Raw genomic sequence first — 22,570 nt, 5'->3', positions numbered from 1 at the left:
GTCTTGCCGGAAACCCCTCCCCGGGGTGGCCGACACGCCCTGGCGGGAGACCTAACCGGAACCCAGACCCTTGATCTTCCCGGTGAGTCCGGGCCCGGCCGCGGGCGCCCGGACGACCTCGGTGACCACGCCGTCCGGCCGCACGAAGACGGCGGTGAGGCCGGTGCCCGTCGGGCCGGGCGTGCCGGGCGCGGGGGAGTAGGCGCCGGCCAGGACCCCGGCGCGGTCCTCCAGGATCTGCGGCGTCCCGTTGTGGGCCGTGCCCGCGCACGCCTTGAGGTCTTTCAGGGACAAGGGCTTCCGGGCGCCCGCGGGGCGCGGGTCGGCGACGAGCCAGAAGGTGAGGGTGTACTCCTGCGTCCGGCCGGCCAGCTCCGCCACCAGGCCCTCGCACCGGTACCCGGGCGGGACGACGGCGATCACGCCGGGGCGCAGGTCGCGCAGCGGCCGGGAGACGCGGCCGGCGGTCACGAGGTCGACCCGGCGGTCGGGCAGGAGCCCGCCGACCCTGCCGGGGCTCGCGGTGGGGCGCGGGGCCAGCTGGGCGGTCGTCGGCCGCGGGGCGGGACGGGGGCCGAACGCGGTCATCAGCACGCCGCTCAGCAGCGCGACCAGCAGCGCGCCCGCGATGATCGGGACGGCGACCCCGAACCGGGTCAGCGGGCGGTACAGCCGCCGCACGCGGGCCCTGCGCCGCCTCCGGCGCCGCTCCCGGTGGTAGGCGGCGACGTCCCGCTCCAGCTCGCGGGCGTCGTCGGGCACGACGACGTCAACGCGCGGAAGCCCGTAGTCGTCGGGTTCCGGGTCGCCGCCGTCCGGCCTCACGCGGCACCTCCCTCGCCGATCGGTGTTCCCGCGGGACGCGCGTCCCGACCCCGTGTCCTATTAAGACCCTTCCGGGCGCTTCGTACCCGCGCGGCGCAGGGTGCTCACATCCCAGTATGGAACCCGTCCGCACCGTCGGCGGAATGATGCTTGTATCCGGGGGCCGGTTGCCGGTAAGGGCGCGGGGGAGGGATCGCGGTGTTCTTTCGGCTACGCTGAGCGAGGGGAACTGGTCTTCGATGCACCAATAAAGGGGTTTGTCAATACCTCAATATGTGGCTTGACCTGCGCATTTGTCGGGAAGGCGGGTTCGGGCACGCTCGTTTCCGTGCTACCCTGGTTCTAGCGGAAGGGGTACTTGTCACATGACTTTCCAGGTCGGCGACACCGTCGTCTACCCCCACCATGGGGCTGCTCGGATCGAGGCCATCGAGACTCGCACCATCAAGGGTGAGGACAGGACCTACCTGGTCCTGAAGGTTGACAAGGGTGACCTGACGGTACGGGTCCCGGTCGAGAACGTCGAGGACGTGGGCGTCCGGGACGTCGTCGGCCAGGACGGGCTGGAGAAGGTGTTCGAGGTGCTTCGCGCACCCTACACCGAGGAGCCCACCAACTGGTCGCGCCGGTACAAGGCGAATCTTGAGAAGCTCGCCTCCGGCGATGTCAACAAGGTCGCGGAGGTCGTCCGCGACCTCTGGCGGCGCGACAAGGAGCGTGGGCTGTCCGCGGGTGAGAAGCGGATGCTCGCCAAGGCGCGCCAGATCCTCGTGAGCGAGCTCGCGCTCGCCGAGAAGACCAACGAGGACAAGGCAGAGGCTCTGCTCGACGAGGTCCTGGCCAGCTGAGAGGCCGGCCGCGTTGAACTCAAGGCTCCCTCGGGTGGGCGTCGGCACCGACGTCCACCCGTTCGCGTCCGAGCCCCGGCCCCTGTGGGTCGCGGGGCTCGAATGGCCGGGCGAGGGCCACGGCCTCGCCGGGCACTCCGACGGCGACGTCGCCGCGCACGCCGCCTGCGACGCGCTGCTCTCGGCCTGCGGTCTCGGTGATCTCGGCGCCGTCTTCGGCACGTCCGACCCGCGCTGGTCCGGCGCGTCCGGCGTCGCCCTGCTGCGCGAGGTCGCCCGCCTCGTCGACGAGGCCGGTCACACGATCGGCAACGTCGCCGTCCAGGTCATCGGCAACCGCCCCAAGATCGGCAAACGGCGCGCCGAGGCGGAGAAGACCCTCAGCGAGGCGCTGTCCGGCGCGCCGGTCACCGTCTCCGCCACCACCACCGACGGCCTGGGCCTGACGGGGCGGGGCGAGGGCCTCGCTGCCATCGCCAACGCCCTCGTGCTCCCGCCCGCCTGACGGGCACCGCTACGACGGAGCCGGGTGGACGGTGCCCGTCACCTCGCCGAGGGCGATGCGGGAACCGGCGGCTCCCGGCGCCTGGGCGCGGATGGTCACGGTGTCGCCGTCCTCCAGGAACGTGCGCTCCGTGCCGTCGTCCAGCAGCAGGGGCTCCTGGCCGTTCCAGCTGAGCTCCAGAAGGCAGCCGCGCTCCTCGCGCTCGGGTCCCGAGACCGTGCCGGACGCGAACAGGTCGCCGGTGCGGAGCGGGGCGCCGTTCACCGTCGCGTGCGCGAGCTGCTGCGGCGGCGTCCAGTACATCGACGCGAACCTCGGCCGCGCCGCCACCCGCCCGTTGATCAGGACCTCCAGGTGCAGGTCCAGGCCCCAGGGCTCGTCGCAGCGCAGGTAGGGCAGCGGCGCCGGGTCCTGGACGGGCGGCGGGACGCGCGCGGGCTCCAAGGCCGCGACCGGCACCACCCACGACGAGACCGACGTCGCGAACGACTTGCCGAGGAACGGGCCGAGCGGCTGCGACTCCCACATCTGCAGGTCGCGCGCGCTCCAGTCGTTCACCAGCACGAACCCGAACACGTGGTCGCGGAACGCGGAGGCCGGGACCCCGCGCCCGGCGGGGGAGGGGACGCCCACGACGAAGCCGACCTCCGCCTCGAAGTCCAGGCGCCGCGACGGGCCGTAGGACGGCGCCGGGTCGTCCTTCGCCCGCCGCTGCCCCGACGGCCGGATGATCGGCGTCCCCGCCGGGTACACGGTCCCGGAGCGGCCGTGGTAGGCGACCGGCATGTGCTTCCAGTTCGGCGGCAGCGGCTCGCCCTGGGGCCGCAGGATCCGTCCCGCGTTCGTCGCGTGGTGCTCCGAGGAGTAGAAGTCGACGTAGTCGGCGACCTCGAACGGCTTCTGCAGCTCCACGTCCGCGACCGGGATCAGGTGCGGCTCGACGCGCTCGCGGTACGCCTCGTCGGTGAGCAGCTCCGTCACCCGCTCCCGGTTCGCCCGCCAGGCGGCGCGTCCCGCGACCATGAAGGCGTTCAGCGACCCGGAGGCGAAGTACCGCCGGTCCTCCACCAGGCCCGCGGCCGACATCTCGGCCAGGTCGAGGACGCGGTCGCCGATGGCCACGCCGACGCGCGGCAGTTCTCCCGGGCGCGAGAAGATCCCGTACGGCAGGTTCTCGATACCGAAGCCGCCGTCCTGGCTGCCCTCGACCCATGAAACGGTCGTCATGGAGGCATACCTTCCCCCGCCTCCTCCCTTTCACCCGGTGCGGGTAGATCAGCCGAGGTGGGAGGAAAGGCGGCTTTTCAGATCAGGGCAAAGGCCGCGGTTGCCATGCCGGGGCCCGCTCCCTATTCGGCGGGAGGGACGGGCCCGCTGCGGAAGTTGCTGGACGGCGGCGGGTTCGCGTCGTCCTCCCCCGGACGATCGCCCGTCTTGAGGGCTTCCGTGCCGGGGTCTCCGGCGTCGGGGTCCTCGGCGCGGTCGGCGGGCGGGCCGTCGTCCTCGTCCTCGCCGGTGTTGTAGGGCGGGGGCACCACGATGTCGGGGCGGGTCGTCGCGGCGGGCGGGGGCTCCTCGGCGGCGCGGTCGCGGCCCCGGACGAGCTCGACGTCCGTCGGCAGCCGGTCGGGCACCGCGTCCAGCGGCCGGCGCGGCTGCGGCAGCGGGTCGAGCGGCGGCGCCGGCTCCGACGACAGGCTCTCCTCGAAGGTGAAGGCGAAGGGGTCGTGCTCCTCCGCCGCGGGCTCCTCGGCGAGGGGCCCGGGGTTCTCCGGGAGGGGCTCGGGCCTGTCGGCGACGGGCCACTCGGGCTCGTCCCTGAACGGCAGGATCGGCTCGCGCTCCGGCTCGGGCTCGGGCTCCGGCTCGGGCTCGGGCTCCGGCTCGGGCACGCGCTCCGGCCCGGCCTCGTGCGCGGGAGGCGCCTCCAGCGCGAGCGGCGGCGCCGCGGGCCCGAGGACCTTGACGTGGCCGCGCTGCGCCTCGGGCGGCGCCTCCTCCCCGGCGGCGGGCCTGGCCACCCGGATCTGCTTGACCATCGTCAGCCACAGCCAGACGGCGATCACGAGCATCGCGTGCGGCGCCACGGCCACGCCCGTCCGCACCGCGTCGTCCGGCAGCGGGCCGAACCCCCGGACCGAGCGCTGGACGGACGCCGCGGCGCCCCCGGCGAGGAGCAGGACCAGCAGCGTCCAGCGCGGCAGCCGCGTCCACCAGCGGGCGTTGCGGGTGACCACGAGGGACAGGATCGTCACGGCGGTGAGGGTGTCGGCCATCGCCGGGTACAGCGGCGCCCAGCGGCGGCCCACCCCGCCCGCGACGGCGAGCTCGCGCAGCACGTCGTAGGTCAGCGCGAAGGCGCCGCCCGCCAGCGCGGCGACGACGAGGCCGGCGACGGTGGTCAGCAGCCGCCGCTGCACGGCGGTGTAGGAGGGCCGGGTCGGATCAGTCGGCATGTCTCTCGTTCCGGAAGGGAGGGGTCCTCCGCCGAGATTAACCAGCCAGGACGCCGCCGAACCGCAACTTCTTAGTGATCACTGTGACGCTGCGCACTATAAGTGGGGAGACGTACGGTATTGGAGAGGTCAGGCGAGGGAGGCACCGATGGCGTGCGGCAGGTTCGTGCGGGTCACGCGGGCCCGGGCGGCCGGGTAGCGCCGCCGTGGCACCCTCGCGGGACCGGTTCGGCGAACCGGTCCGGATCTTCGACGGACGGGCGGCGGCCCGCCGCACCTGGGCGTGGCTGGCGCTGCTGTGCCTGGCCGCCGCCGCGCTCGTCCCCGCGGCCGTCGTGTACCTGCACGACCACGTGTGGTGGGTGGGCGTCCCGGCGCTGCTCCTGTCGATGGGGTACGCGGCCGCCGCCGGGTGGATCGCGGGACGCGACCGTCCCCGCGTCCGGGCCCGCGTCGCCGTCCTCCACACCGGCGGCCTGGAGGTCACCGGGCCGGGCGGCGGCGCCCGCACGTGGGACGAGCTCGTCTCGGTGACGGTCGCCGGCGTGCCGGGCGGGCCCGGCGGGCGCGTCCGGTGGTGCTTCACGGTCGTCGCGGACGACGGGAGCGTGCTGCGGCTCGGCGACGACATCCCCGACGTCCGGACGCTCGGCGTGGCCGTCGCCCGGGAGGTGACCGCCCGGATCGTCCCGCGCCACCTGGCGGCGGTGAAGGCGGGGGAGTCCGTGCGGATCGGTCCGTTCACCGTGGACCTGGACGGTGTCGGGAAGGACGGCGAGCGGCTGCCCTGGAGCGCCGTCCAGGACGTGGTGATCGGGAGCGGGATGGTGACGGTCCATGCCGGTCCGGGCCGGGCCGATCTGGCGACGGTCGCCTCCCGGATGCCGGACGCGCTGGCGTTCAGCGTCCTGTGCCACCAGGTCAGGGACCTGATCGAAGATTTCTGAAGATTTTCTCGGCGGGGGTGTCGAGAACGCGCCGGCCGCTCCGATCCTTCTCTGACGGGCCCGGAGACGGGGCCGCCCGACCACGAGGAGACGACCGTGAAGTACATGCTGATGATCTACAACCGTCCCGGCTTCCTGGAGGACCTGACGGAGCAGGAGCGGACCGCGCTGTTCGGCGAGGTCGACGCGATCATGAAGGAGCTGTCGGAGTCGGGCGAGCTGGTCGGCGGGGCGGCGCTGGCCGACCCGTCCCTGACCAAGACCGTGGTCGGCAGGGACGGGCAGCCGGCCGTGACGGACGGCCCGTTCCTGGAGGCCAAGGAGCACTTCGCCGGCTACATCGCCGTGGACTGCGAGACCGAGGAGCGGGCCGTGGAGATCGCCTCCCGCTGGCCCGACGTCCGGTACGGCGGCTACATGGAGGTCAGGGCGCTCATGCACGAGTCCGGGGCGGAGATGTGAGGACGCCCCCGGCCGTCGAGGACCTGCTGCGCGACCTCGCGCCGCAGGTGCTCGGCACGCTCGTGCGGCGGCACGGCGCCTTCGACGCGTGCGAGGACGCCGTGCAGGAGGCGCTTCTCGCCGCCGCCGTCCAGTGGCCGGGGGAGGGCGTTCCGGAGAACGCGCGCGGCTGGCTGCTGACCGTCGCGACCCGGCGGCTCACCGACCAGTGGCGCAGCGAGCGGGCCCGCCGCGACCGCGAGGCGGCCGTGGCCGCGGAGGAGCCCGCCGAGCCCGGCCCCGATGAGTACCGTGCGGCCGACCGCGACGACACGCTGACCCTGCTGTTCCTGTGCTGCCATCCGGCGCTGTCGCCGTCCTCGCAGGTCGCGCTGACGCTGCGGGCCGTCGGCGGCCTGACGACGGCGCAGATCGCCCGCGCCTTCCTCGTCCCGGAGGCGACGATGGCGCAGCGGGTCAGCCGCGCCAAGCAGAAGATCAAGGCGGCGGGGGCGCGGTTCGGGCCCCCGCCGCCGGACGAGCGCGACGAGCGGCTGCGGGCCGTGCTGCACGTGCTGTACCTCGTCTTCAACGAGGGGTACACCGCGTCCAGCGGGCCCGACCTGCGGCGCTCGGACCTCACCGCCGAGGCGATCAGGCTCGCCCGGGCGCTGCACCGGCTGCTGCCCGGCGACGGCGAGGCGGCCGGGCTGCTCGCGCTGATGCTGCTCACCGACGCGCGCCGCGCGGCCCGCTCCGCCGACGGCGGGCTGCTCGTCCCGCTCACCGAGCAGGACCGCACGCTCTGGGACGCCGAGGAGATCCGGGAGGGGACCGAGCTGATCACCGAGGCGCTCACCTGGTCGCCGCCCGGCCCGTACCAGGTGCAGGCCGCGATCGCCGCCGTCCACGCCGAGGCGGCCCGGCCGCAGGACACCGACTGGCCGCAGATCCTCGCGCTGTACCGGCTGCTGGCCCATCTGTCGCCCAACCCGATGGTCACGCTGAACGAGGCCGTCGCGCTGGCCATGGTGGACGGGCCGTCCGCCGGCCTGGACCTGCTGCGCACGCTGGACGGCGACACCCGGATGGAGGGCCACCACCGGCTGGCGGCCGTCCGGGCCCACCTGCTGGAGAAGGCCGGCGACGCGCCGGCCGCGCGGGAGGCGTACCGGGACGCCGCCCGCGGCACGACGAGCCTGCCGGAGCGGCGCTACCTCGAATCCCGCGCCGCCCGGCTCGACGAAGGAGACACCGATGGGAACGCTTGACGTCCCCGGCGCGACCCTCCACTACGAGGTGCGCGGATCCGGGCCCGTCCTGCTGCTGATCTGCGGCGGGATCTACGACGCGGCGGGCTACGCCGGCCTCGCCGATCTGCTCGCCGGCCGGTACACGGTCGTGACGTACGACCGGCGCGGCAACTCGCGCAGCCCGCTCGACGGGCCGCCGGAGCGGCAGCGCGTCGAGACGCACGCGGACGACGCGTCCCGCCTGCTCGCCGAGGTCGCGGACGGCCCGGCCTTCGTGTTCGGCAACAGCTCGGGCGCCCAGATCGGGCTGGAGCTGGCCGCGCGGCATCCCGAGCAGGTGCGCGCCCTGGTCGCCCACGAGCCGCCGCTGCTGACCCTGCTGCCGGACGCGGACCACTGGGAGACCGTCATGGCGGACGTGGAGCGCGCCTACCGCGACGGCGGCGCCGGCCCCGCGATGGGGACGTTCGGCGCCGCGCTGGGCATGGGCGGCGGCGAGGAGGACGGCTCCGCCGAGGAAGGACCGGCCGGGGAGCAGGAGCCGCCGAGCCCGGAGATGCTGGAGATGTTCGCCCGCTTCGAGAAGAACACCGACTTCTTCGTCGGGTACGAGGTGCCGGGCTTCGGGCGGTACGAGCTCGATGTGGAGGCGCTGCGCGCGTCGTCCGTCCGGATCGTCCCGGCGGCCGGGGAGGAGTCCGCGGGCGAGCCGCCGCACCGGGCCGCGCTGGAGCTGGCGGACCGGCTCGGGACGTCCGCCGAGACCTACCCCGGCGACCACGGCGGCTTCGGTCCGCACGCCGCCGCGTTCGCCGCCCGGCTGGCGGAGACGTTCCCGGTGGAATGACCTCCGCGGCGCGATGGCGTGTTCCGGCCTGTGCGATGCGCCACGGAGCCGGACGCCGATCCAATAACCTGAACCCGTGAGCCTGCGCTTTTACGACACCGGTACCCGTAGCGTCCGCACGTTCGAGCCCCTGGAAGAGGGCCGCGTGGGGATGTACGTGTGCGGTGCGACCCCGCAGGCGGCCCCCCACATCGGGCACCTGCGCTCGGGCGTCATCTACGACGTCCTGCTGCGCTGGCTCCGCGCGTCCGGCTACGAGGTGACGTTCGCGCGCAACGTCACCGACGTCGACGACAAGATCATCGCGGTGGCGGCCGAGCGGGGCGTGCCGTGGTTCGCCGTCGCCGAGGGCAACCAGCGCACCTTCACCCAGGGCTACGACCTGCTCGGCTGCCTGCCCCCGACGATCGAGCCGCGCGCCACCGGGCACGTCCCGGAGATGATCGTCCTGATGCGCCGGCTGATCGCGAACGGCCACGCGTACGCCGCGGGCGGCGACGTGTACTTCGACGTCGAGTCCTGGGCCGACGAGTACGGCGCGCTGTCGAACCAGCGGCTGGAGAACATGCGCTCCGCCGGCGACACCCCCAACGAGGAGCTCAAGCGCGACCCGCGCGACTTCGCCCTCTGGAAGGGCGCCAAGCCGGGGGAGCCGTCCTGGGAGACGCCCTGGGGCGACGGGCGCCCCGGCTGGCACCTGGAGTGCTCGGCGATGGCGACCCGGTACCTCGGCCCGACGTTCGACATCCACGGCGGCGGCGTCGACCTGATCTTCCCCCACCACGAGAACGAGATCGCGCAGTCCCGCGCCGCGGGCGACGGCTTCGCGCGCTACTGGCTGCACAACGGCCTGCTCACCGTCGACGGCGAGAAGATGAGCAAGTCGGTCGGCAACGTGGTGCTGCTGCCCGACCTGCTGGGCAAGGCCCGCCCCGCCGAGGTGCGCTACTACCTCGCCTCGGCGCACTACCGCTCGCTGATGGACTACACCGACGCCTCCCTGGCCGAGGCCGTCTCCGCCTACCAGCGGATCGAGGGCTTCGTGACGCGGGCGTCCGAGCAGGTGGGGGGCGGCACGCCGTCCTCCGTCCCGTCCGCGTTCGCCTCCGCCATGGACGACGACCTCGGCGTCCCGCAGGCGCTGGCGGTGCTGCACGAGACCGTCCGGGAGGGCAACAGCGCCCTGGCGTCCGGCGACCTCGACGCGGTGCACGGCCACCTGGCGTCCGTCCGGGCGATGGCCGGCGTCCTCGGCATCGACCCCCTCTCGCCGCAGTGGGCGGCCTCGGGGGAGGACGACCTGCACCCCGTCGTCGACGCCCTGGTCAAGGTGGCGCTGGAGCAGCGGCAGGCGGCCCGCGCCCGCAAGGACTACGCGGCGGCCGACGCCATCCGCGACAGCCTGTCGGCGGCCGGCGTCCTCGTCGAGGACACCCCGCAGGGCCCCCGCTGGGAACTGAAGCGCGGCTGACGTGCATCGCGCACCCCGCGCTGCGGATAAAATCGAACGTTCGCGGGGGTTCGTCGCCGTCCGCTGAGATCTTGAGCCGCCCGGCAGGGGCGAGCACGCAATCGTCGCGAGGGGCGTAACCGACAATGGCCAAGCGCAAGGGACCCACCCCCAAGGCCGAGGACCGGCACTGGCACGGCAAGCGCCAGAAGGCCCGCGCCGTCAAGAACTCCAAGCGCACCGGCACGCCGACGCTGGGGCCGGGCGGCCGCGGCCAGGCCTCCTCGGAGAACCGCCCGGCGGGACGTCCCGCGGGCGCGCGGCGCGCGACCGGCGAGGTCCCCGAGCTGGTCACGGGCCGCAACCCGGTCGTCGAGGCGCTGCGCGCGGGCGTCCCCGGCACGGCCCTGTACGTCACGTCCGGCACCGACGAGCGGGTGCGCGAGGCGACCCAGATCGCCGCCGACCGCCGCATCCCGCTGCTGGAGACGGGCAAGAACGAGCTCGACCGGCTGACCGACGGCGCCGTCCACCAGGGCATCGCGCTGCAGGTCAAGCCCTACCGCTACGCCCACCCGGACGACCTGCTCAAGGGCACCGCCCCGCTGATCGTCGCGGTGGACGGCATCACCGACCCCCGCAACCTCGGCGCGATCGTCCGCTCCGCGTCCGCGTTCGGCGCGACCGGCGTGGTCGTCCCCGAGCGGCGCGCGGCGGGCGTCACCGCCGGCGCCTGGAAGTCGTCCGCGGGGACCCTCGCGAACATCCCGGTCGCGCAGGCCACGAACCTCTCCCGCCAGCTCAAGGCCTACCAGAAGGCCGGCTGCTTCGTCGCCGGGCTGGACGCCGCAGGCGGCGTGACCGTCGCCGACCTGGAACTCGCGTCCGGGCCGTTCGTGCTGGTCGTGGGCTCGGAGGGCAAGGGCCTCGGACGGCTCGTCGCCGACACCTGCGACATGCTCGTCACGATCCCGATGCCGGGCAGGGCCGAGTCGCTCAACGCCGGAGTCGCCGCGGGCATCGCGCTGTACGAGATCAGCCGCCTTCGCGCCTGAGATCGGAAATAATCTCAACGTTCAGATAATTGACGTTGAAGTGAATCAGACGACCGCCCTCCCGGCCCCGGCCCTGCGCACCCGCTACGCCTCCGACCTCGTCCTCTCCGCCCTCGCCCCGGCGAGCTGGGGCACCACCTACGTGGTCACCACCACGCTGCTGCCCGACGGCCGCCCCCTGCTCGCCGCGACGATGCGCGCCCTGCCCGCCGGACTGGTGCTGCTCGCCGCCACCCGCCGCCTGCCGCGCGGCGAGTGGTGGTGGAAGTCGATCGTCCTCGGCCTGCTGAACTTCGGCGCCTTCTTCCCGCTGATCTTCTTCGCGGCCTACCGCCTCCCCGGCGGCGTCGCCGCGACGATCGGCTCCGTCCAGCCCCTGGTCGTGGCGCTGCTGTCGCTCGGCGTCCTGCGGATCGCCCCGGCCCGCGCCGTCCTGTACTCGGCCCTCGCCGGCACCGGCGGCGTCGCGCTGCTGACCCTCGGCGCCGACGCCCGGCTCGACCCCCTCGGCATCGCCGCCATGCTCACCGCGACGTCCCTCATGGCCACCGCGATCGTCCTGGCCAAGAAGTGGGGACGCCCCGAGTCGCCCCTGGTCATGACCGGCTGGCAGCTCACCGTCGGCGGCCTCGTCCTCCTGCCGCTCACTCTGGCGCTCGAAGGCGCCCCGTCCTCGCTGACCGGCGAGAACCTCCTGGGCTTCACCTACCTCGGCATCGTCGGCACCGCGATCGCCTACGCGCTGTGGTTCCGCGGCATCGACCGCCTGCCCCCGACGTCCGTCTCGCTCCTCGGCCTCACCAACCCGATGGTCGCCACCCTGGCGGGCCTGCTGATCCTCGGCCAGACCCTCACCCCGTGGCAGGTCGTCGGTTTCACCGTCGCCCTCGGCGCCCTCGTCGCCGGCCAGACCTTCAACCGGCGACCGCGGCCCGCCGCCTCCTGAGGAACGCCCGCTCGGCCTCGTCCTCCGTACGCCGCATGGCCTCGCCATACGCCTCGGCCGCCTCCCCGTCCCGCCCGAGGCGCCGCAGCAGATCAGCACGCACCGCATGGAACAGGTAGTACCGGCCCAACTCCAGCCGCTCGACCAGCTCCAACGCGGCCCCGGCCCCCTCCACCTCACCGACCGCCACAGCCCGGTTGAGCGCCACCACGGGACTCGGCGCCACGACCATCAACTGGTCGTACAGCTGGAGAACCTGATCCCACCGAGTGTCCTCGGCCTTCGCCGCGTCCCCGTGCACCGCGTTGATCGCCGCCTGGATCTGGTACGGCCCGGGCCGCCCGATTCGGAGGCACCGCCGCACCAGCTCCTGCCCCTCCTCGACGAGCCCCCGGTCCCAGAGCCCGCGGTCCTGCTCGGGCAGCAGCACCAGCTCCCCGTCCCTGCGCCGGGCGCCCCTGCGGGACTCGACGAGCAGCATCAACGCCAGCAACCCCATCACCTCGGGCTCGTCCGGCATCAGCTCCCGCAGCACCCGCCCCAGCCGAACCGCCTCGGCCGCCAACTCCTCCCGTCCGCCGTACCCCTGGTTGAACACCAGGTAGACGACCGCCAGCACGCCGGAGAGCCGTCCGGGCAGCTCCCCCTCCTCCGGCACCCGGTACGGGATCCCGGCCTCCCGGATCTTCGCCTTCGCCCGCACCAGCCGCTGCGCCATCGTCTTCTCCGGCACCATGAAGGCCCGCGCGATCTCCGCCGTCGACAGCCCGCCCAGCAACCGGAGCGTCAGGGCGACCCGCGCCTCCATCCTCAGCGCCGGATGGCAGCACGTGAAGATGAGCCGCAGCCGATCGTCCTCCACCACCGGCGCCTCGACGGGCTCCGCCGCGTTGAGCAGCACGGCCTGCGCGTACTTCCCGGCCCGCGCGGCCTCCCGCCGCAGCCGGTCGATCGCCTTGTTCCGCGCCGTCGTGATGATCCACCCCGCCGGGCTCGCCGGGACCCCCTCCACCGGCCACCGGCGCACCGCCTCGGCGAACGCCTCCTGGACGGCCTCCTCGGCGACGTCCACATCGCCGAACACCCGGACCAGCACGGCCACCGCGCGCCCGTGCTCCTCCCGGAAGACCCGCTCGATCACCCCTCGCCGAGGAACGGCCGCACCTCGATCGGCAACCCGGTCACCTGCGTGAACCTGGCCGCCACCTTCAGCGCCGCGTCCAGGTCCTTCACCCTGACGATGGCGAGGCCCCCGACGTGCTCCTTGCCCTCCGTCCACGGCCCGTCCGTCGCGATCACCTCGTCCCCCCGCATGCACACCACGGTGCTCGCCTCCGGCTGGTCCAGCCCCCGCCCGAACACCCAGCACTCCTGCCGCTCCAGATCCCGCCGAACCTCGGCGAGCCGCGCCATGATCGGCTCCAGCACCTCCGGCGGCGGCACCTCCCCCACCGGCTGGATGATGTTGAGCACGTAGGACTTCATCTCTCCTCCTCCACGACCACCAGCACCCCTGCCCCCACTCCTTCCCCGCGACGCCCGCCCGTGCGCACCCGGCGCCCCGCCCCCTACACGAACGAGTCCCCCCGCAGATCGACACCCACCCCAGAAAACCTCCCCGGATCCCCCCGAGCCCCCAAGTCGACTACGATGCGGGACGAGCCCGCCGGCGTAGCTCAATTGGCAGAGCATCTGTCTTGTAAACAGAAGGTTAGGGGTTCAAGTCCCCTCGCCGGCTCCCAGCTCAAAGCCCCCTTCCCGGTGCTGGAAGGGGGCTTTTGCTAACGGGTTTGCTAACAGCCGACTACGCCGCGCCGTCGATCCTGTCGGCGAAGATCGTGGCCGCTTCGGCGAGCTGCTCGCTGACGACGTGCGCGTAGACCCGGAGCGTGATGGCGGGGTCAGCGTGCCCGAGCCGGGCCGCGACGACGTGAACGGGGACGCCCGCCAGAAGCAGGGTCGTCGCGTGGACGTGGCGGAGGTCGTGCAGTCTTGCGTGGGGGAGAGGCGTAATGCCGTCCGCCGCGTTGTGCTCTTTGATCAGCGTGGCCATAAGGGACGAGACCGTGTCCGGGTGGACCGGCTCACCCCATCCCGTGGCGAACACGTGGCCATCCTCGGTGCCCTTCCAGAACTCACCGGCCTTGAGCTTGTCGGCGAGCTGGCGCTTCCGGTGTGCCTTGAGGACGTCGACCGTGCCGGGGTCGAGGCTTACGACGCGAGACCGGCCGCTCTTGGTAGTCCCCTCGATGCGCTCGCCGGCGACGAACCCCACCGAGCCTTTGATCTGGATCGAGGCCCCGTCGAGGTCGACGTCCGGCCACCGCAGGTTGAGCAGCTCACCGCGCCGAGCACCGGTGTAGGCGGCCAAGTGGAAGAACGCCGACAGCCGATGGCCCTCAACGGAAACGAGGAAGGCCCGGAGCTGCGCAGGCGTCCAGACCTTCCCCGGCTCACCGTGATGCAGGCGAGGCCGCTTCGCGCGTTCCGTGGGGTTGGACGCGATCAGCTCATCAACCCGGACAGCGTCGCCGAACGCCTTCCGGAGCACCGAGTGCACGTGCGCGACCGTCCGAGGCGAGAGCCCCTCACCCTTTCGACCTCCCACGGTGACGAGGTCGCGGTAGAGCTTGGTGATCTGGCCGGGCCGAACGGCCTGGAGCCGCAGGCCGCCGATGTTGGGCCGGACGTGCCGGTCGATCAGATAGCGGTAGTTGGCCAGGGTCTTGGGCTTGATCTCGACCGCGTGAGCGTCGAGCCACTCGTCCAGGTACTCGCCCACGGTGATGGCGTTGCGGTCGATGTACTCACCGCGCCGCGCCCTCACGCGTGCTTCGTCGCGCGCTTCCTTGGCGGCGTCTTCGGTCGGGAAGCCGCCGACCCACTTGGGTTTTGAGACGCCGGTTTCGGGGTCCGTGACGCGGATGACATAGGACCAGGTCTTGCCCCGCTTCATCACGCCGTCACGAAGCTTGGACTTGCCGGGCCTGCGCGGCTCTTCGGGGTTGGCAAGGGCGGTCTTGGCCATCAGGCTGCCTCTTCCATCAGGGCGTTGACGTAGTCGTTGAGGGCGTTGAGCGGGATGCGGCGCGCTCCGTCGATGCGGATGGAGCGGATGGCGCCGGAGGCGAGGAGTTCGTAGAGCTTGCTGCGGGAGATGGCCAGCGCCTTGGCCGCTTCCGGGACGGTCAGCAGGAGCTTGGGCACGCGAAACTCCGTTCATCGGTGGTGAGAGCCGGCGTGGGTTTGCCGGTGAGAGCAGCGGTGAGAAGCGCTTCGCCAGGTGTCATGCCTTGGCCGAGGTAGCGCCAGTGCGCAACGACCAGGACCTGGTCGTCATCGAAGGGGAGCCGTCCGGTGGTGATCTCGTCGTGTCGGTGCTGGTTGTGCTCGATACGCGCCGCGCGCAGCGCGCCGAGGGTGGTGGAGTAGCGGCGGGATTTGGTGGAGAAGTGGCCGCGGAAGCCGAGCATGTGAGCCCACTCCGCCAGCCGCAGCCCCGCGAACTCCTCCAGCGCCCCCAGGCGGAGACACTCGGCGATGAGCCGCCGGGCGTGCCCGCACACAGGCAGGTCAGCCAGGTCGTCAGTCGGCCGGATGCGGCGGTCGAGGGTGCCGACGCATTCGGCGGCTTTGGTGGCGTACTTGGCGATGTAGCCCGCCACGGCGGTATCGGTCAGTTCCCCCGTGGTGGTGATCGGTCGGACGTCGACCTGAGAGCCCCACACGTGCTCTTTGGTGAGGACGTCCCCGGCCGCTGGACTCGACACCGTCACGACCCCGGCCGCGTGGTCGACGGCCGCTTTGAGGAGGTCGAGGGTGGCCCATGCGGGCGGGGATGCTTGGGGGCCGCCGGGTCCGTCGAGACGAATGACGGCGTGGAAGTGGACAAGGCCGCGCCGCTGGTATTCGGCGACCTTGGCGAACGAGACCGTCAGCACGTCCCGCAGGTCGGCCACGCGCAGGCCCGCCGATCGGGCGACGTAGCGGCGGAAGGCCAGAGCGAACCGTCGCCACAGCTCAGGAGCGTGCGCGTTCCAGAGCACCGCGCCCGCGTAGTCGAAGCAGTCCGGGCAGATGGGTTGCCCGAGGCGCGGGTCACCGTCGCCGTGTCGGACGGTGCAGGAGACGGGCCGCCCGTGCGGACAGGCTCCGCCGTCGCGTCGAGGACGGCATGCGACCACAGCGCCGCTCTTGCCGGTGCGGCGGGAGTGGACGGGCCCGAACGAGGGCGCGGTGAGCGTGACAAAGGCCGCCGGGTGAGTGCTCACGGTGTCCGGGACGCCCTTGCCGCCGACCAGGCCCGCGCGGACGAGTTGATAGGTGTCGGCGCGGTAGGTCTCGGCGCACGCTGGGCACCGCGAGGCCCGCCGGGTTTTGCACGCCACCCGCAGCGTCCCGCCCGGCTCTTGGGCGGTGGAGTAGTGCCGGAGGATCTCACCGGTCTTGGGGTCGAGGTGGGTGACGCGGCCCCGTAGGTGGACGGGTTGGGCGCAGCCGCCGGTGGCGTAGGCGCGGCGTGCCCAGGCGCGGAAGTCGGCGCGGTTGTACCGGGCGGCCATGTCACGCGCGGCCACACCGTCAATGTGCGGAGCCGGGGCGAGATCGGGCACGATGAACGGGTCTCCTGTCCGTCTGTGGGATGGATCGGGGATGGGCCCGGCGTGGCCGCAGGTGCTTGCCGGCGACGGCGGCCACGCCGGGAACTACAAGGCCGAGGTGATCCGGGCGAGCCCATCGGCCACGAGCGCCAGGCCGTGAGTGATGGTGCGGACGGTCGCGGCGGCGCGCTCGGGGTGCCGGACGGCGAACAGGCCCAGGACCAGCCAGAAGCAGCCGAAGGCGCAGCGGCGCAGGAACATCCGGTGTGCTCCTGTTCAGGTGTGGCCGTGGCCGTTGCAGTCGGGGCAGGTGGACCCGTCGGAGGTGACCCCGCCCCCGCCGCACGTCCCGCACTTCCACCGGCACACGCCCCAGCGGCGGCGAGTCGGCCGAGCGCGCATTAGGCCGCCCGTCCCTCGTCGCCGTTGTTCTGGTCGGGGTCGAGGCGGATGTTGTCGCGGTAGCTGATGTGGGCGTGGTGCTCGTCCATCTGTCGGGCGGGGATGTGGACCATTTGGTAGGTGATGCGGCCGAAGGTCTTGGAGGCGATGTAGTGGCCGCCGTGGGGGCGGTCGTCGGTGACTTCGGTGTTCAGGAGTGCGGCGACCTGGTCGACTGCGGCGACCGCTGCGGCGTCGTTTCCGGTGCGGGTGTAGACGTTGTAGTCCCCGCCGTACTCCTTGATCGGTACGGCGGGGTTGGCCTCCAGGAAGTCGGCCAGGGCGCGCAGGCCGGTGATGGTCTGGTGGCGGGCGAACAGGTCACCGGGCACGGGAAGGGAGGTCTGGCCGGTCAGTGCAGCGGGCGAGGTCATGGCGGGTTCCTCCAGAAGTTCAGGAGACGGGTGCGGTTGCGTGGGGCTGTTTGGTGCGGAGTTGGCGGAGCAGGTCTGAGGCGAGTTGGTTGGAGACGCCGAGCCGGGCGCGCAGCGCGTCACGGGTGATCGGCCGCCCGTGCCGGCTTTCGTGTTCGGAGGCGACGCGGCGCGCGAAGTCGACCAGCGGGCCCGCCGCACCGGGCGACGAGGACGAAGCAGACGCCGGAGCGGACGGCGCCGCGGGGGACTGGTCGGCGGGGACGGGGATGGCGGTCTGGCCGTCCTGCTCCTCGCGGTCGCGGGGTTCGTCCTGCGGACCGGGGACGGCAGCGGCGGTTACGGTGGGGTGTTCGTCCTCCCAGACCACCCACGGGGACGGCGGCGAGGACGAGGAGGAGGGCGAGGACGAGACGACCGGGGCCGAGTCGGGACGGCCGAATGACTCAGGGACGGGCGAGGTGTGAGCCGCCGCTCGGGTGCCGGCCTTTCGGCGCTCCAGCATGGAGACCGCGACCAGGAACGCGCCCGCCGGGGTCCCCGCGGTGATCCAGCCCCAGACCGACGGGTCGGCCTGTGCGAGGTTGGCGGCCAGGGACAGCAGGACTCCGCCGACTAGGACGACGGTCGGCCATGACAGCCGCCCGGTTTCGCGGCCGGTGTTCTTGTCCCGTTGGCGTTCCGCGGCGGCCATGACGCACGTCAGGTCGATGCAGACCGCGATGGCCCAGGCCATCCACCCGTGCTGACCGTGTTCGGTCGCGGTGTCGCGGATGTGGGTGAACGACCCGGCCGCAGCGATCCCGGCCAGGACGACGACCGGCGCCGAATCGGCCACCGCCCCGGCGAGCCGCCGCATCATGCCGCCCGCCGGTCGGTGACGAGGGCGAGAAGGGCGACCAGTTCGGGGTCACAGTGGTGGACGTCTGCCCAGTCGTCAGCTTGTACCGGGGACGAGGAGGCGAACGAGTCGGCGCATTGCTGGCACCGGGCGACGTGCAGGGACCGGAACTCGTCCCACTCGACCCTGACGGGCCACACGTCCCAGGACGACACCACGCCCGTCCGGGGTGAGCCCGAGGACGGGGACGAGGGGGACACGAGGGCGACGAACCGGGGACGAGGGCGGGGACGAAGGGCACGAGTGCGGGCGACCATCGGGCAGCCTCCAGGACCGGTTTCGGGCATGGGTTGGATAGGGACGTGGCGTGATCAGGGCTCACGCCGAGCCGGGAAGGTGAGGAGAGGCGTCTAGGCGGCGGGGCGGATGACCGGGGTGGAGCCGACGAGGGTCTCCCAGTCGGGGGTCAGGTGCGCGAAGCTGCGCGCGGCCTGTTCGGCCTCGTGTTCGGGGACGTAGACCGACCGGGCACGGTGCCATGAGCCGTCTTGCCCGGCCACGATGCACACCCCCGGAGTCTCAGCCGCGATGACGCGGGCGGCGTCCAGGGCGGCGGGGTCGAGGTCACCGAGCGCCATGTTCGCTGTCTCCGGATCGTTGACCCGGTGGCACACCCGCCCCGACAGTTGAGCGCGTAGCGCGGTAACGCCCGGCCCGAGGTCGGAGCCGACGCGTTGCCCGCACACGACCAGGTAGACCGCGAACGCCCGCCCGAGCTGAGCCACCCGCAGCAGCGCGGTAGCCGTCCGCGACACCTCGTCCTTCTCGGACTTGTCGGCCATGAGGAACAGTTCGGCGACCTCGTCCACCAAGACCACGATGGGCATCGGCCGCAGATCCTCCGGCAGTGTCCACACGTTCCGCGCACCATGGGCACGGCAGGTGGCCATGCGGTTCTCGACCTCGCCCACCAGGTCGACCAGCAGATCCACCGATTCTTTCCGGGTCGTGGCCAAGGCCGAGAGCCGAGGCGCGTAGGGGGTGAACTCGACGCCGCCCTTGAGGTCGAAGCCCGCCAGAGCGACCGGTTGCGGCGCCAGACCCTTGAGCAGGGCGTTGGCCAGGTTGGACTTACCGGACTGCGTCGCGCCGACGTTGAGCCAGTGCGGGACCGTGCGGAAGTCGATCACCCAGTCACGGCCGTTCTCCAGCTTCCCGGGACGCACGGTCAGCAGCTCACCGGTTTCCGGTTCGGTGACCACTTCGACCAGCGGGTCACGCATCGTCGCCCACAGCGTCACCGAGCCTGGCCGCACGTCGACCACCCGAACCGAGTGGACGCGCCAGGCATGCGCGATCCCCTCGGCCGCTTTCTCGTAGTCGGCGGGGACCTGGCCGTCGTGCAGGCGCAGCCGCATCCGCCACCCCAGCCGAGTAGGCCGCAGCACACCGAGGCGGGGCGAGCGCTCGACATCGACCCGCCGAACCCGCCGCTTGTGCTCGACCACCGTCGCGGCGCTACGGCTTGCCGGGCCGACGACCGGGACGGCGTCGAGGGTGAGCCGGAACCGGCGCCGGTTGCGGGTGAGCTTGCACCCGGAGGCGACGTGATGCCACGTCAGGTACACCAGCACCGCACGGACCGGGAACCCAACGCCGTACCAGAACGACACCGGGTGACACCGGCGCCAGGCCCAGAGCCCGGCCGCTACAGCGGCCAGGACCCCGAGCACCAGAAGCGAGTCAGTCATCACGGCGACCCCGCTCAGGCCACGTCCGACGAAGCCGAAGCCGACCCCGAGGAGACGGGGACGACGCGGGTAGCGCGGAAGGCGACGCCCCACCGCTTCTCACCGCCGAGAACCGCCTCCCAGGGGAACGCGACCAGCCCGACCGGGGTCACGACCTCCCCGATCGTCACCGACTGGTCCCCGGTCACCGCCACGTTGAGCAGGTCAACCCGCCCCATCGCGTCGGCAGCCGACAGCCCGACCGTGAACACCGTCTGCCCGTCGCGGTCGACCTTGACCTCGCCGGTCTCCTGGTTGAGCACCTTGGGACGCGGCGCGGACACGCACACGAAGGTGAGGGCGGAGACGTCGACAGGAATGTTGCGCATGCTGAGTACACCTCTCGTCCGCCTGCTGAGCAGGCGTTACGGACCGAAGGGAGCACACGCCATCAGGACGAACGAGGTAGCATCGAAGCGCCAACTAGGGTGCTAACCGCATCCGGCCTGGGCGGGTCTCCCGCTCAGGCCACTTTCATTAGTGGCCTGTTCCGCCGTCCAAGAGCGGCCTTTCCGCCCCTGAAACGCGAAGAGCGTTCGTGTTGGGCCTTCACCTCCATCAGGAGTGCTTCAGCGTCAACACGAACGCTACCCGGTACTCAGAGTTTCTACTAGTACTTGGAGTACTAGAAGACGTACTTTTTCTACGCGCCCACTCTCTCTGCGAGTTCTCGCAGGTCAGAGGAGGGCGGGTCCTGCATGGTCAGGAGATCGGACACGACCTGACGCACGACCCGGTGGTTCCGTACCTGCTCCGGCGTGATCGACTCCGCCTCCAGCAGGGCCGCAACAGCACCATCGACCTGCCGCCGCTGGGCGTGCGCACGCGCGAGGTCGACTTGAAGCCTTGCCCGGCGTTCACGGGACAGCGTCGAGGTGTCGACCTCGCTCCCGGCCCGAAGAGCGTGGCCGGCGTCTCCCAGCTCTACCGCCACGGTGACCTCATGCAGGACGACGTTCGCCGGGCCGAACTCGGTGTTGTAGTCGTTGCGGCCGCTCCCGAGACGATCAGCGACTTCACGAGCCCGCGCCAGGTGCTCATATGCCACGTCAGCCTGATTGAGTCGCGCCGCGGCCATAGCCCGCTGCAACGTCAGCCCACCCCATAGGGACATAGCTTCCGGCTTGCCCTGGTCGACCAGGAACCACAGCGCGTCAGTAGCCGTCCGGGCGTTCTCCTCGGCCTGGTCGAAGTGCCGCGCTCCCAGGAAGACGAACCCAAGACGGAAGGCGCCGGCGGCCATCATCAGCGGATCGCCCGCACGCTCGGCCGCGACGATGGCGCGGTCAGCGGCAATCCATGACGCTTCCGGTTCATTGAGCTTTGACAGAGCCGCCGAGCAGGCTTGATAGGTCGCCGCCAGTAGGTTGAACAGCTCTGCCCGCCGCTCTTCCGGCGCCGACCGCACCGCGGTTTCCAGTGCAGGCACCAGGCCCCGGAGCAAGTCAGCCAGCTCTACATAGTGGCTCTCATGCGCCAGTTCCCAAGCCCGGTCCACCCGCGGCTTGATCTCCGCCGTCGGCGGGACGGGAGCCGAGTGCAGCATGGCCCGAAGCGAGTGAGCGCCCGACAGCACCAGCCGCAGCCCGGCTGATCCCGGCATCTCCTCACTCGACGCGGCGACAACCGGAGCCTCGGCCGCCAACTCCGACAGCGGAAGCTCCAGCACCTCGGCGACCTTCTCCAAGACCGACATGCGGTCGACCTTGCGCACGCCGCGCTCGACCTGGGAGACCCAGGCAACGGACCGATCGATCAGCCGCGCCAGCTCAGGCTGAGACAGCCCGCGCCGCTTGCGCTCCTGAGCGATCCGCCGCCCGAGCGCCCTTTGATACTCAGTGCTCACCCTGACGTTCCCTTGCCTACTTGTAGGCCCAACCAGTCGACCTCTACCGAGGCGAGCAGGTCATCGCGGGCACTGAGGAACCGCCGGACGTGGTCCTGTTCCTCGTGCACGTCGAAGGCCGCCCGGTCTCGGTACAGCTCATAGAAGATCCTCTGCAGCGGCTGCCCGTCGACCTTGTGCACCGCGTAGATCAGCGTGCCCGGCTCTTCCGTCTCGATCTTGCCGATCGTCTCGGACACCAGCTGGTCGAACCTACCGGCGCTCTCTTCGTCCTTGCAGGTGAACCGGACCATCAAGCCGAACATCGGCACCCTCCTTCGTCGCCTCTACGAGATCAGTACTTATTGTGCGGCGCAAGTACGCGAAGTGACTTGTACTTGAAGTACTGTACCCGTACTTTGAATACCAATCCAGGTTGATGGGGCTCTGACCAGCAAGATCACCGCGATGAGCCGGCCGATCAACCTCGCAGAAGACCGTCCGAAGGAACTCTTATGCCCGTTCCCCCAGACGCCCCGACGCCGGACGCGACAGACGCCCACCCACGTCCACCAGGCGGCAACCCACGTGAATGGCGAGACGCAGCGCTCGCCTTGATAGCCGCCCTGGACCAGCGCGGCTTAACAGCCAAGCCATGGGGACATGCCGCGGTGATGGCCGTGAACCTCGCAGGGGAGCCGGCACCCGACAACGCCCTTGGCCAGGCGCTGAGCCCCGGCCTGCGCCAAGAGGTCAGGTGCCACCCACACAACCCCGACCGCGAGCTGTGGTGGTACTGGGTTTGGTCCGGTCCGACCCGAGGCTCCGAGCCGGAGCTTGAACCGCTCTGCCCGCTATGGAATACCGAGCTGGCAGCCGACCGCATCGGACGCGTCCTCGCTCTCCCGAAGGAGGGCGACGGGTGATCGACGAATCCGCCGTGACCCTACGGCTATGGGGACGCCGAGCCCGCCGCTTCCTCCGCTGGTTCGGCACCAGAGACCGCCAGGACCGCAAGGCCATGTGGCACCTAGGGCGTGTTTCGAAGTGGGGTGAGCATCGGCGTGTTGTGAGCCGGACGCAGTGAGGTCTCCGGTAGATGGTTCATCGACCAAGAAGAACCCA

The 22,570-nt window shown here is 71.8% G+C and carries 25 protein-coding genes and 1 tRNA gene; 10 read left to right on the top strand and 16 right to left on the bottom strand.

All coding sequences use genetic code 11. The annotated features are described in order from the left end of the window. Positions 1-51 precede the first annotated feature (51 nt). Positions 52-825: a hypothetical protein gene (locus AB0C87_RS20850; protein ID WP_345173011.1), complete on the bottom strand. Its 774-nt coding sequence runs from the start codon at positions 823-825 to the stop codon at positions 52-54. A gap of 365 nt (positions 826-1,190) precedes the next feature. On the opposite strand from AB0C87_RS20850, the gene AB0C87_RS20845 reads away from it, so the two are divergent. Both AB0C87_RS20845 and ispF read left to right on the top strand, forming a co-directional pair. Beyond that, entirely contained in the window at positions 1,191-1,673 is a 483-nt protein-coding gene (locus AB0C87_RS20845; RefSeq protein WP_021599843.1) for a CarD family transcriptional regulator, read from the top strand. 34 nt (positions 1,674-1,707) lie between these two features. After that, a complete protein-coding gene (gene ispF, locus AB0C87_RS20840) occupies positions 1,708-2,178 on the top strand; it encodes a 2-C-methyl-D-erythritol 2,4-cyclodiphosphate synthase (RefSeq protein WP_353831390.1) in 471 nt (156 codons plus the stop codon). Between the two features lie 9 nt (positions 2,179-2,187). Here ispF and fahA read toward each other — a convergent pair whose 3' ends face one another. Then, complete coding sequence (fahA, locus tag AB0C87_RS20835) at positions 2,188-3,405, bottom strand: fumarylacetoacetase (RefSeq protein WP_360349390.1); 1,218 nt, start codon at positions 3,403-3,405, stop codon at positions 2,188-2,190. A gap of 122 nt (positions 3,406-3,527) precedes the next feature. After that, positions 3,528-4,634: a DUF2637 domain-containing protein gene (locus tag AB0C87_RS20830; protein ID WP_360579044.1), complete on the bottom strand. Its 1,107-nt coding sequence runs from the start codon at positions 4,632-4,634 to the stop codon at positions 3,528-3,530. Between the two features lie 206 nt (positions 4,635-4,840). Here AB0C87_RS20830 and AB0C87_RS20825 point away from each other — a divergent pair, with 206 nt between their 5' ends. The 7 genes from AB0C87_RS20825 to AB0C87_RS20795 all read left to right on the top strand — a co-directional run bounded on the left by AB0C87_RS20825 (position 4,841) and on the right by AB0C87_RS20795 (position 11,573). Beyond that, on the top strand, positions 4,841-5,581 hold the full coding sequence (locus tag AB0C87_RS20825) for a DUF6585 family protein (RefSeq protein WP_360579042.1): 741 nt from the start codon (positions 4,841-4,843) through the stop codon (positions 5,579-5,581). Positions 5,582-5,686: 105 nt separating this feature from the next. Then, the gene (locus AB0C87_RS20820; RefSeq protein ID WP_345173124.1) at positions 5,687-6,043 is read left to right on the top strand and encodes a YciI family protein; all 357 of its coding nucleotides are present in this window, start codon (positions 5,687-5,689) and stop codon (positions 6,041-6,043) included. Beyond that, positions 6,040-7,293 (top strand): sigma-70 family RNA polymerase sigma factor, encoded by a 1,254-nt coding sequence (locus AB0C87_RS20815; protein ID WP_360579040.1) that lies wholly within the window; start codon positions 6,040-6,042, stop codon positions 7,291-7,293. Before AB0C87_RS20820 ends, AB0C87_RS20815 begins: the two co-directional genes overlap by 4 nt. Beyond that, the gene (locus AB0C87_RS20810) at positions 7,280-8,122 is read left to right on the top strand and encodes an alpha/beta hydrolase (RefSeq protein WP_345173023.1); all 843 of its coding nucleotides are present in this window, start codon (positions 7,280-7,282) and stop codon (positions 8,120-8,122) included. The genes AB0C87_RS20815 and AB0C87_RS20810 overlap by 14 nt, the downstream gene beginning before the upstream one ends. 76 nt (positions 8,123-8,198) lie before the next feature. Next, positions 8,199-9,593, top strand: a complete 1,395-nt coding sequence (gene cysS, locus AB0C87_RS20805; RefSeq protein WP_360579038.1) for a cysteine--tRNA ligase — start codon at positions 8,199-8,201, stop codon at positions 9,591-9,593. A gap of 125 nt (positions 9,594-9,718) precedes the next feature. Next, positions 9,719-10,627: a 23S rRNA (guanosine(2251)-2'-O)-methyltransferase RlmB gene (gene rlmB, locus AB0C87_RS20800; RefSeq protein WP_345173027.1), complete on the top strand. Its 909-nt coding sequence runs from the start codon at positions 9,719-9,721 to the stop codon at positions 10,625-10,627. A 40-nt stretch (positions 10,628-10,667) separates the two neighbouring features. Further along, a complete protein-coding gene (locus tag AB0C87_RS20795) occupies positions 10,668-11,573 on the top strand; it encodes an EamA family transporter (RefSeq protein ID WP_345173029.1) in 906 nt (301 codons plus the stop codon). Here the strand turns inward: AB0C87_RS20795 and AB0C87_RS20790 are convergent. Both AB0C87_RS20790 and AB0C87_RS20785 read right to left on the bottom strand, forming a co-directional pair. Next, positions 11,542-12,714, bottom strand: a complete 1,173-nt coding sequence (locus tag AB0C87_RS20790; RefSeq protein ID WP_360579036.1) for an RNA polymerase sigma factor — start codon at positions 12,712-12,714, stop codon at positions 11,542-11,544. The genes AB0C87_RS20795 and AB0C87_RS20790 overlap by 32 nt on opposite strands. Beyond that, the gene (locus tag AB0C87_RS20785; RefSeq protein ID WP_345173032.1) at positions 12,711-13,058 is read right to left on the bottom strand and encodes a YciI family protein; all 348 of its coding nucleotides are present in this window, start codon (positions 13,056-13,058) and stop codon (positions 12,711-12,713) included. Before AB0C87_RS20785 ends, AB0C87_RS20790 begins: the two co-directional genes overlap by 4 nt. 180 nt (positions 13,059-13,238) lie before the next feature. Between AB0C87_RS20785 and AB0C87_RS20780 the strand changes: the two genes are divergently transcribed. Next, positions 13,239-13,311 (top strand) — tRNA-Thr (locus AB0C87_RS20780). A 66-nt stretch (positions 13,312-13,377) separates the two neighbouring features. Here the strand turns inward: AB0C87_RS20780 and AB0C87_RS20775 are convergent. The 11 genes from AB0C87_RS20775 to AB0C87_RS20725 form a co-directional block, all read right to left on the bottom strand. Next, complete coding sequence (locus AB0C87_RS20775) at positions 13,378-14,601, bottom strand: tyrosine-type recombinase/integrase (protein ID WP_360579034.1); 1,224 nt, start codon at positions 14,599-14,601, stop codon at positions 13,378-13,380. Continuing rightward, positions 14,601-14,780, bottom strand: coding sequence for a helix-turn-helix domain-containing protein (locus tag AB0C87_RS20770; protein WP_360361089.1), 180 nt, complete (start codon positions 14,778-14,780; stop codon positions 14,601-14,603). The genes AB0C87_RS20775 and AB0C87_RS20770 overlap by 1 nt, the downstream gene beginning before the upstream one ends. Next, entirely contained in the window at positions 14,762-16,186 is a 1,425-nt protein-coding gene (locus AB0C87_RS20765) for a replication initiator (protein WP_360579032.1), read from the bottom strand. The genes AB0C87_RS20770 and AB0C87_RS20765 overlap by 19 nt, the downstream gene beginning before the upstream one ends. A 93-nt stretch (positions 16,187-16,279) precedes the next feature. Beyond that, positions 16,280-16,435 carry a hypothetical protein gene (locus AB0C87_RS20760; RefSeq protein WP_360579030.1) on the bottom strand — a complete coding sequence of 52 codons (156 nt, stop codon included), beginning with the start codon at positions 16,433-16,435 and terminating at the stop codon, positions 16,280-16,282. Positions 16,436-16,575: 140 nt separating this feature from the next. After that, on the bottom strand, positions 16,576-16,989 hold the full coding sequence (locus AB0C87_RS20755; RefSeq protein WP_360579028.1) for a hypothetical protein: 414 nt from the start codon (positions 16,987-16,989) through the stop codon (positions 16,576-16,578). Between the two features lie 19 nt (positions 16,990-17,008). Next, positions 17,009-17,851, bottom strand: coding sequence for a DUF2637 domain-containing protein (locus tag AB0C87_RS20750; protein ID WP_360579026.1), 843 nt, complete (start codon positions 17,849-17,851; stop codon positions 17,009-17,011). Then, the gene (locus AB0C87_RS20745; protein ID WP_360579024.1) at positions 17,848-18,090 is read right to left on the bottom strand and encodes a hypothetical protein; all 243 of its coding nucleotides are present in this window, start codon (positions 18,088-18,090) and stop codon (positions 17,848-17,850) included. The genes AB0C87_RS20750 and AB0C87_RS20745 overlap by 4 nt, the downstream gene beginning before the upstream one ends. 150 nt (positions 18,091-18,240) lie before the next feature. Continuing rightward, the gene (locus AB0C87_RS20740; protein WP_360579023.1) at positions 18,241-19,581 is read right to left on the bottom strand and encodes an FtsK/SpoIIIE domain-containing protein; all 1,341 of its coding nucleotides are present in this window, start codon (positions 19,579-19,581) and stop codon (positions 18,241-18,243) included. A gap of 14 nt (positions 19,582-19,595) precedes the next feature. Next, positions 19,596-19,949, bottom strand: coding sequence for a hypothetical protein (locus AB0C87_RS20735; RefSeq protein ID WP_329095528.1), 354 nt, complete (start codon positions 19,947-19,949; stop codon positions 19,596-19,598). 314 nt (positions 19,950-20,263) lie between these two features. Beyond that, complete coding sequence (locus AB0C87_RS20730; protein WP_360579020.1) at positions 20,264-21,466, bottom strand: helix-turn-helix transcriptional regulator; 1,203 nt, start codon at positions 21,464-21,466, stop codon at positions 20,264-20,266. Next, a complete protein-coding gene (locus AB0C87_RS20725; protein WP_360579018.1) occupies positions 21,463-21,771 on the bottom strand; it encodes an antibiotic biosynthesis monooxygenase in 309 nt (102 codons plus the stop codon). Before AB0C87_RS20725 ends, AB0C87_RS20730 begins: the two co-directional genes overlap by 4 nt. Positions 21,772-22,570: the final 799 nt, after the last annotated feature.

This window comes from Actinomadura sp. NPDC048021 (assembly GCF_040653135.1).
In the GTDB taxonomy this organism is placed as follows: domain Bacteria; phylum Actinomycetota; class Actinomycetes; order Streptosporangiales; family Streptosporangiaceae; genus Spirillospora; species Spirillospora verrucosospora.
Note: the sequence above shows the minus strand (reverse complement) of the source record. Positions and strands in the feature narration are given on the sequence as shown.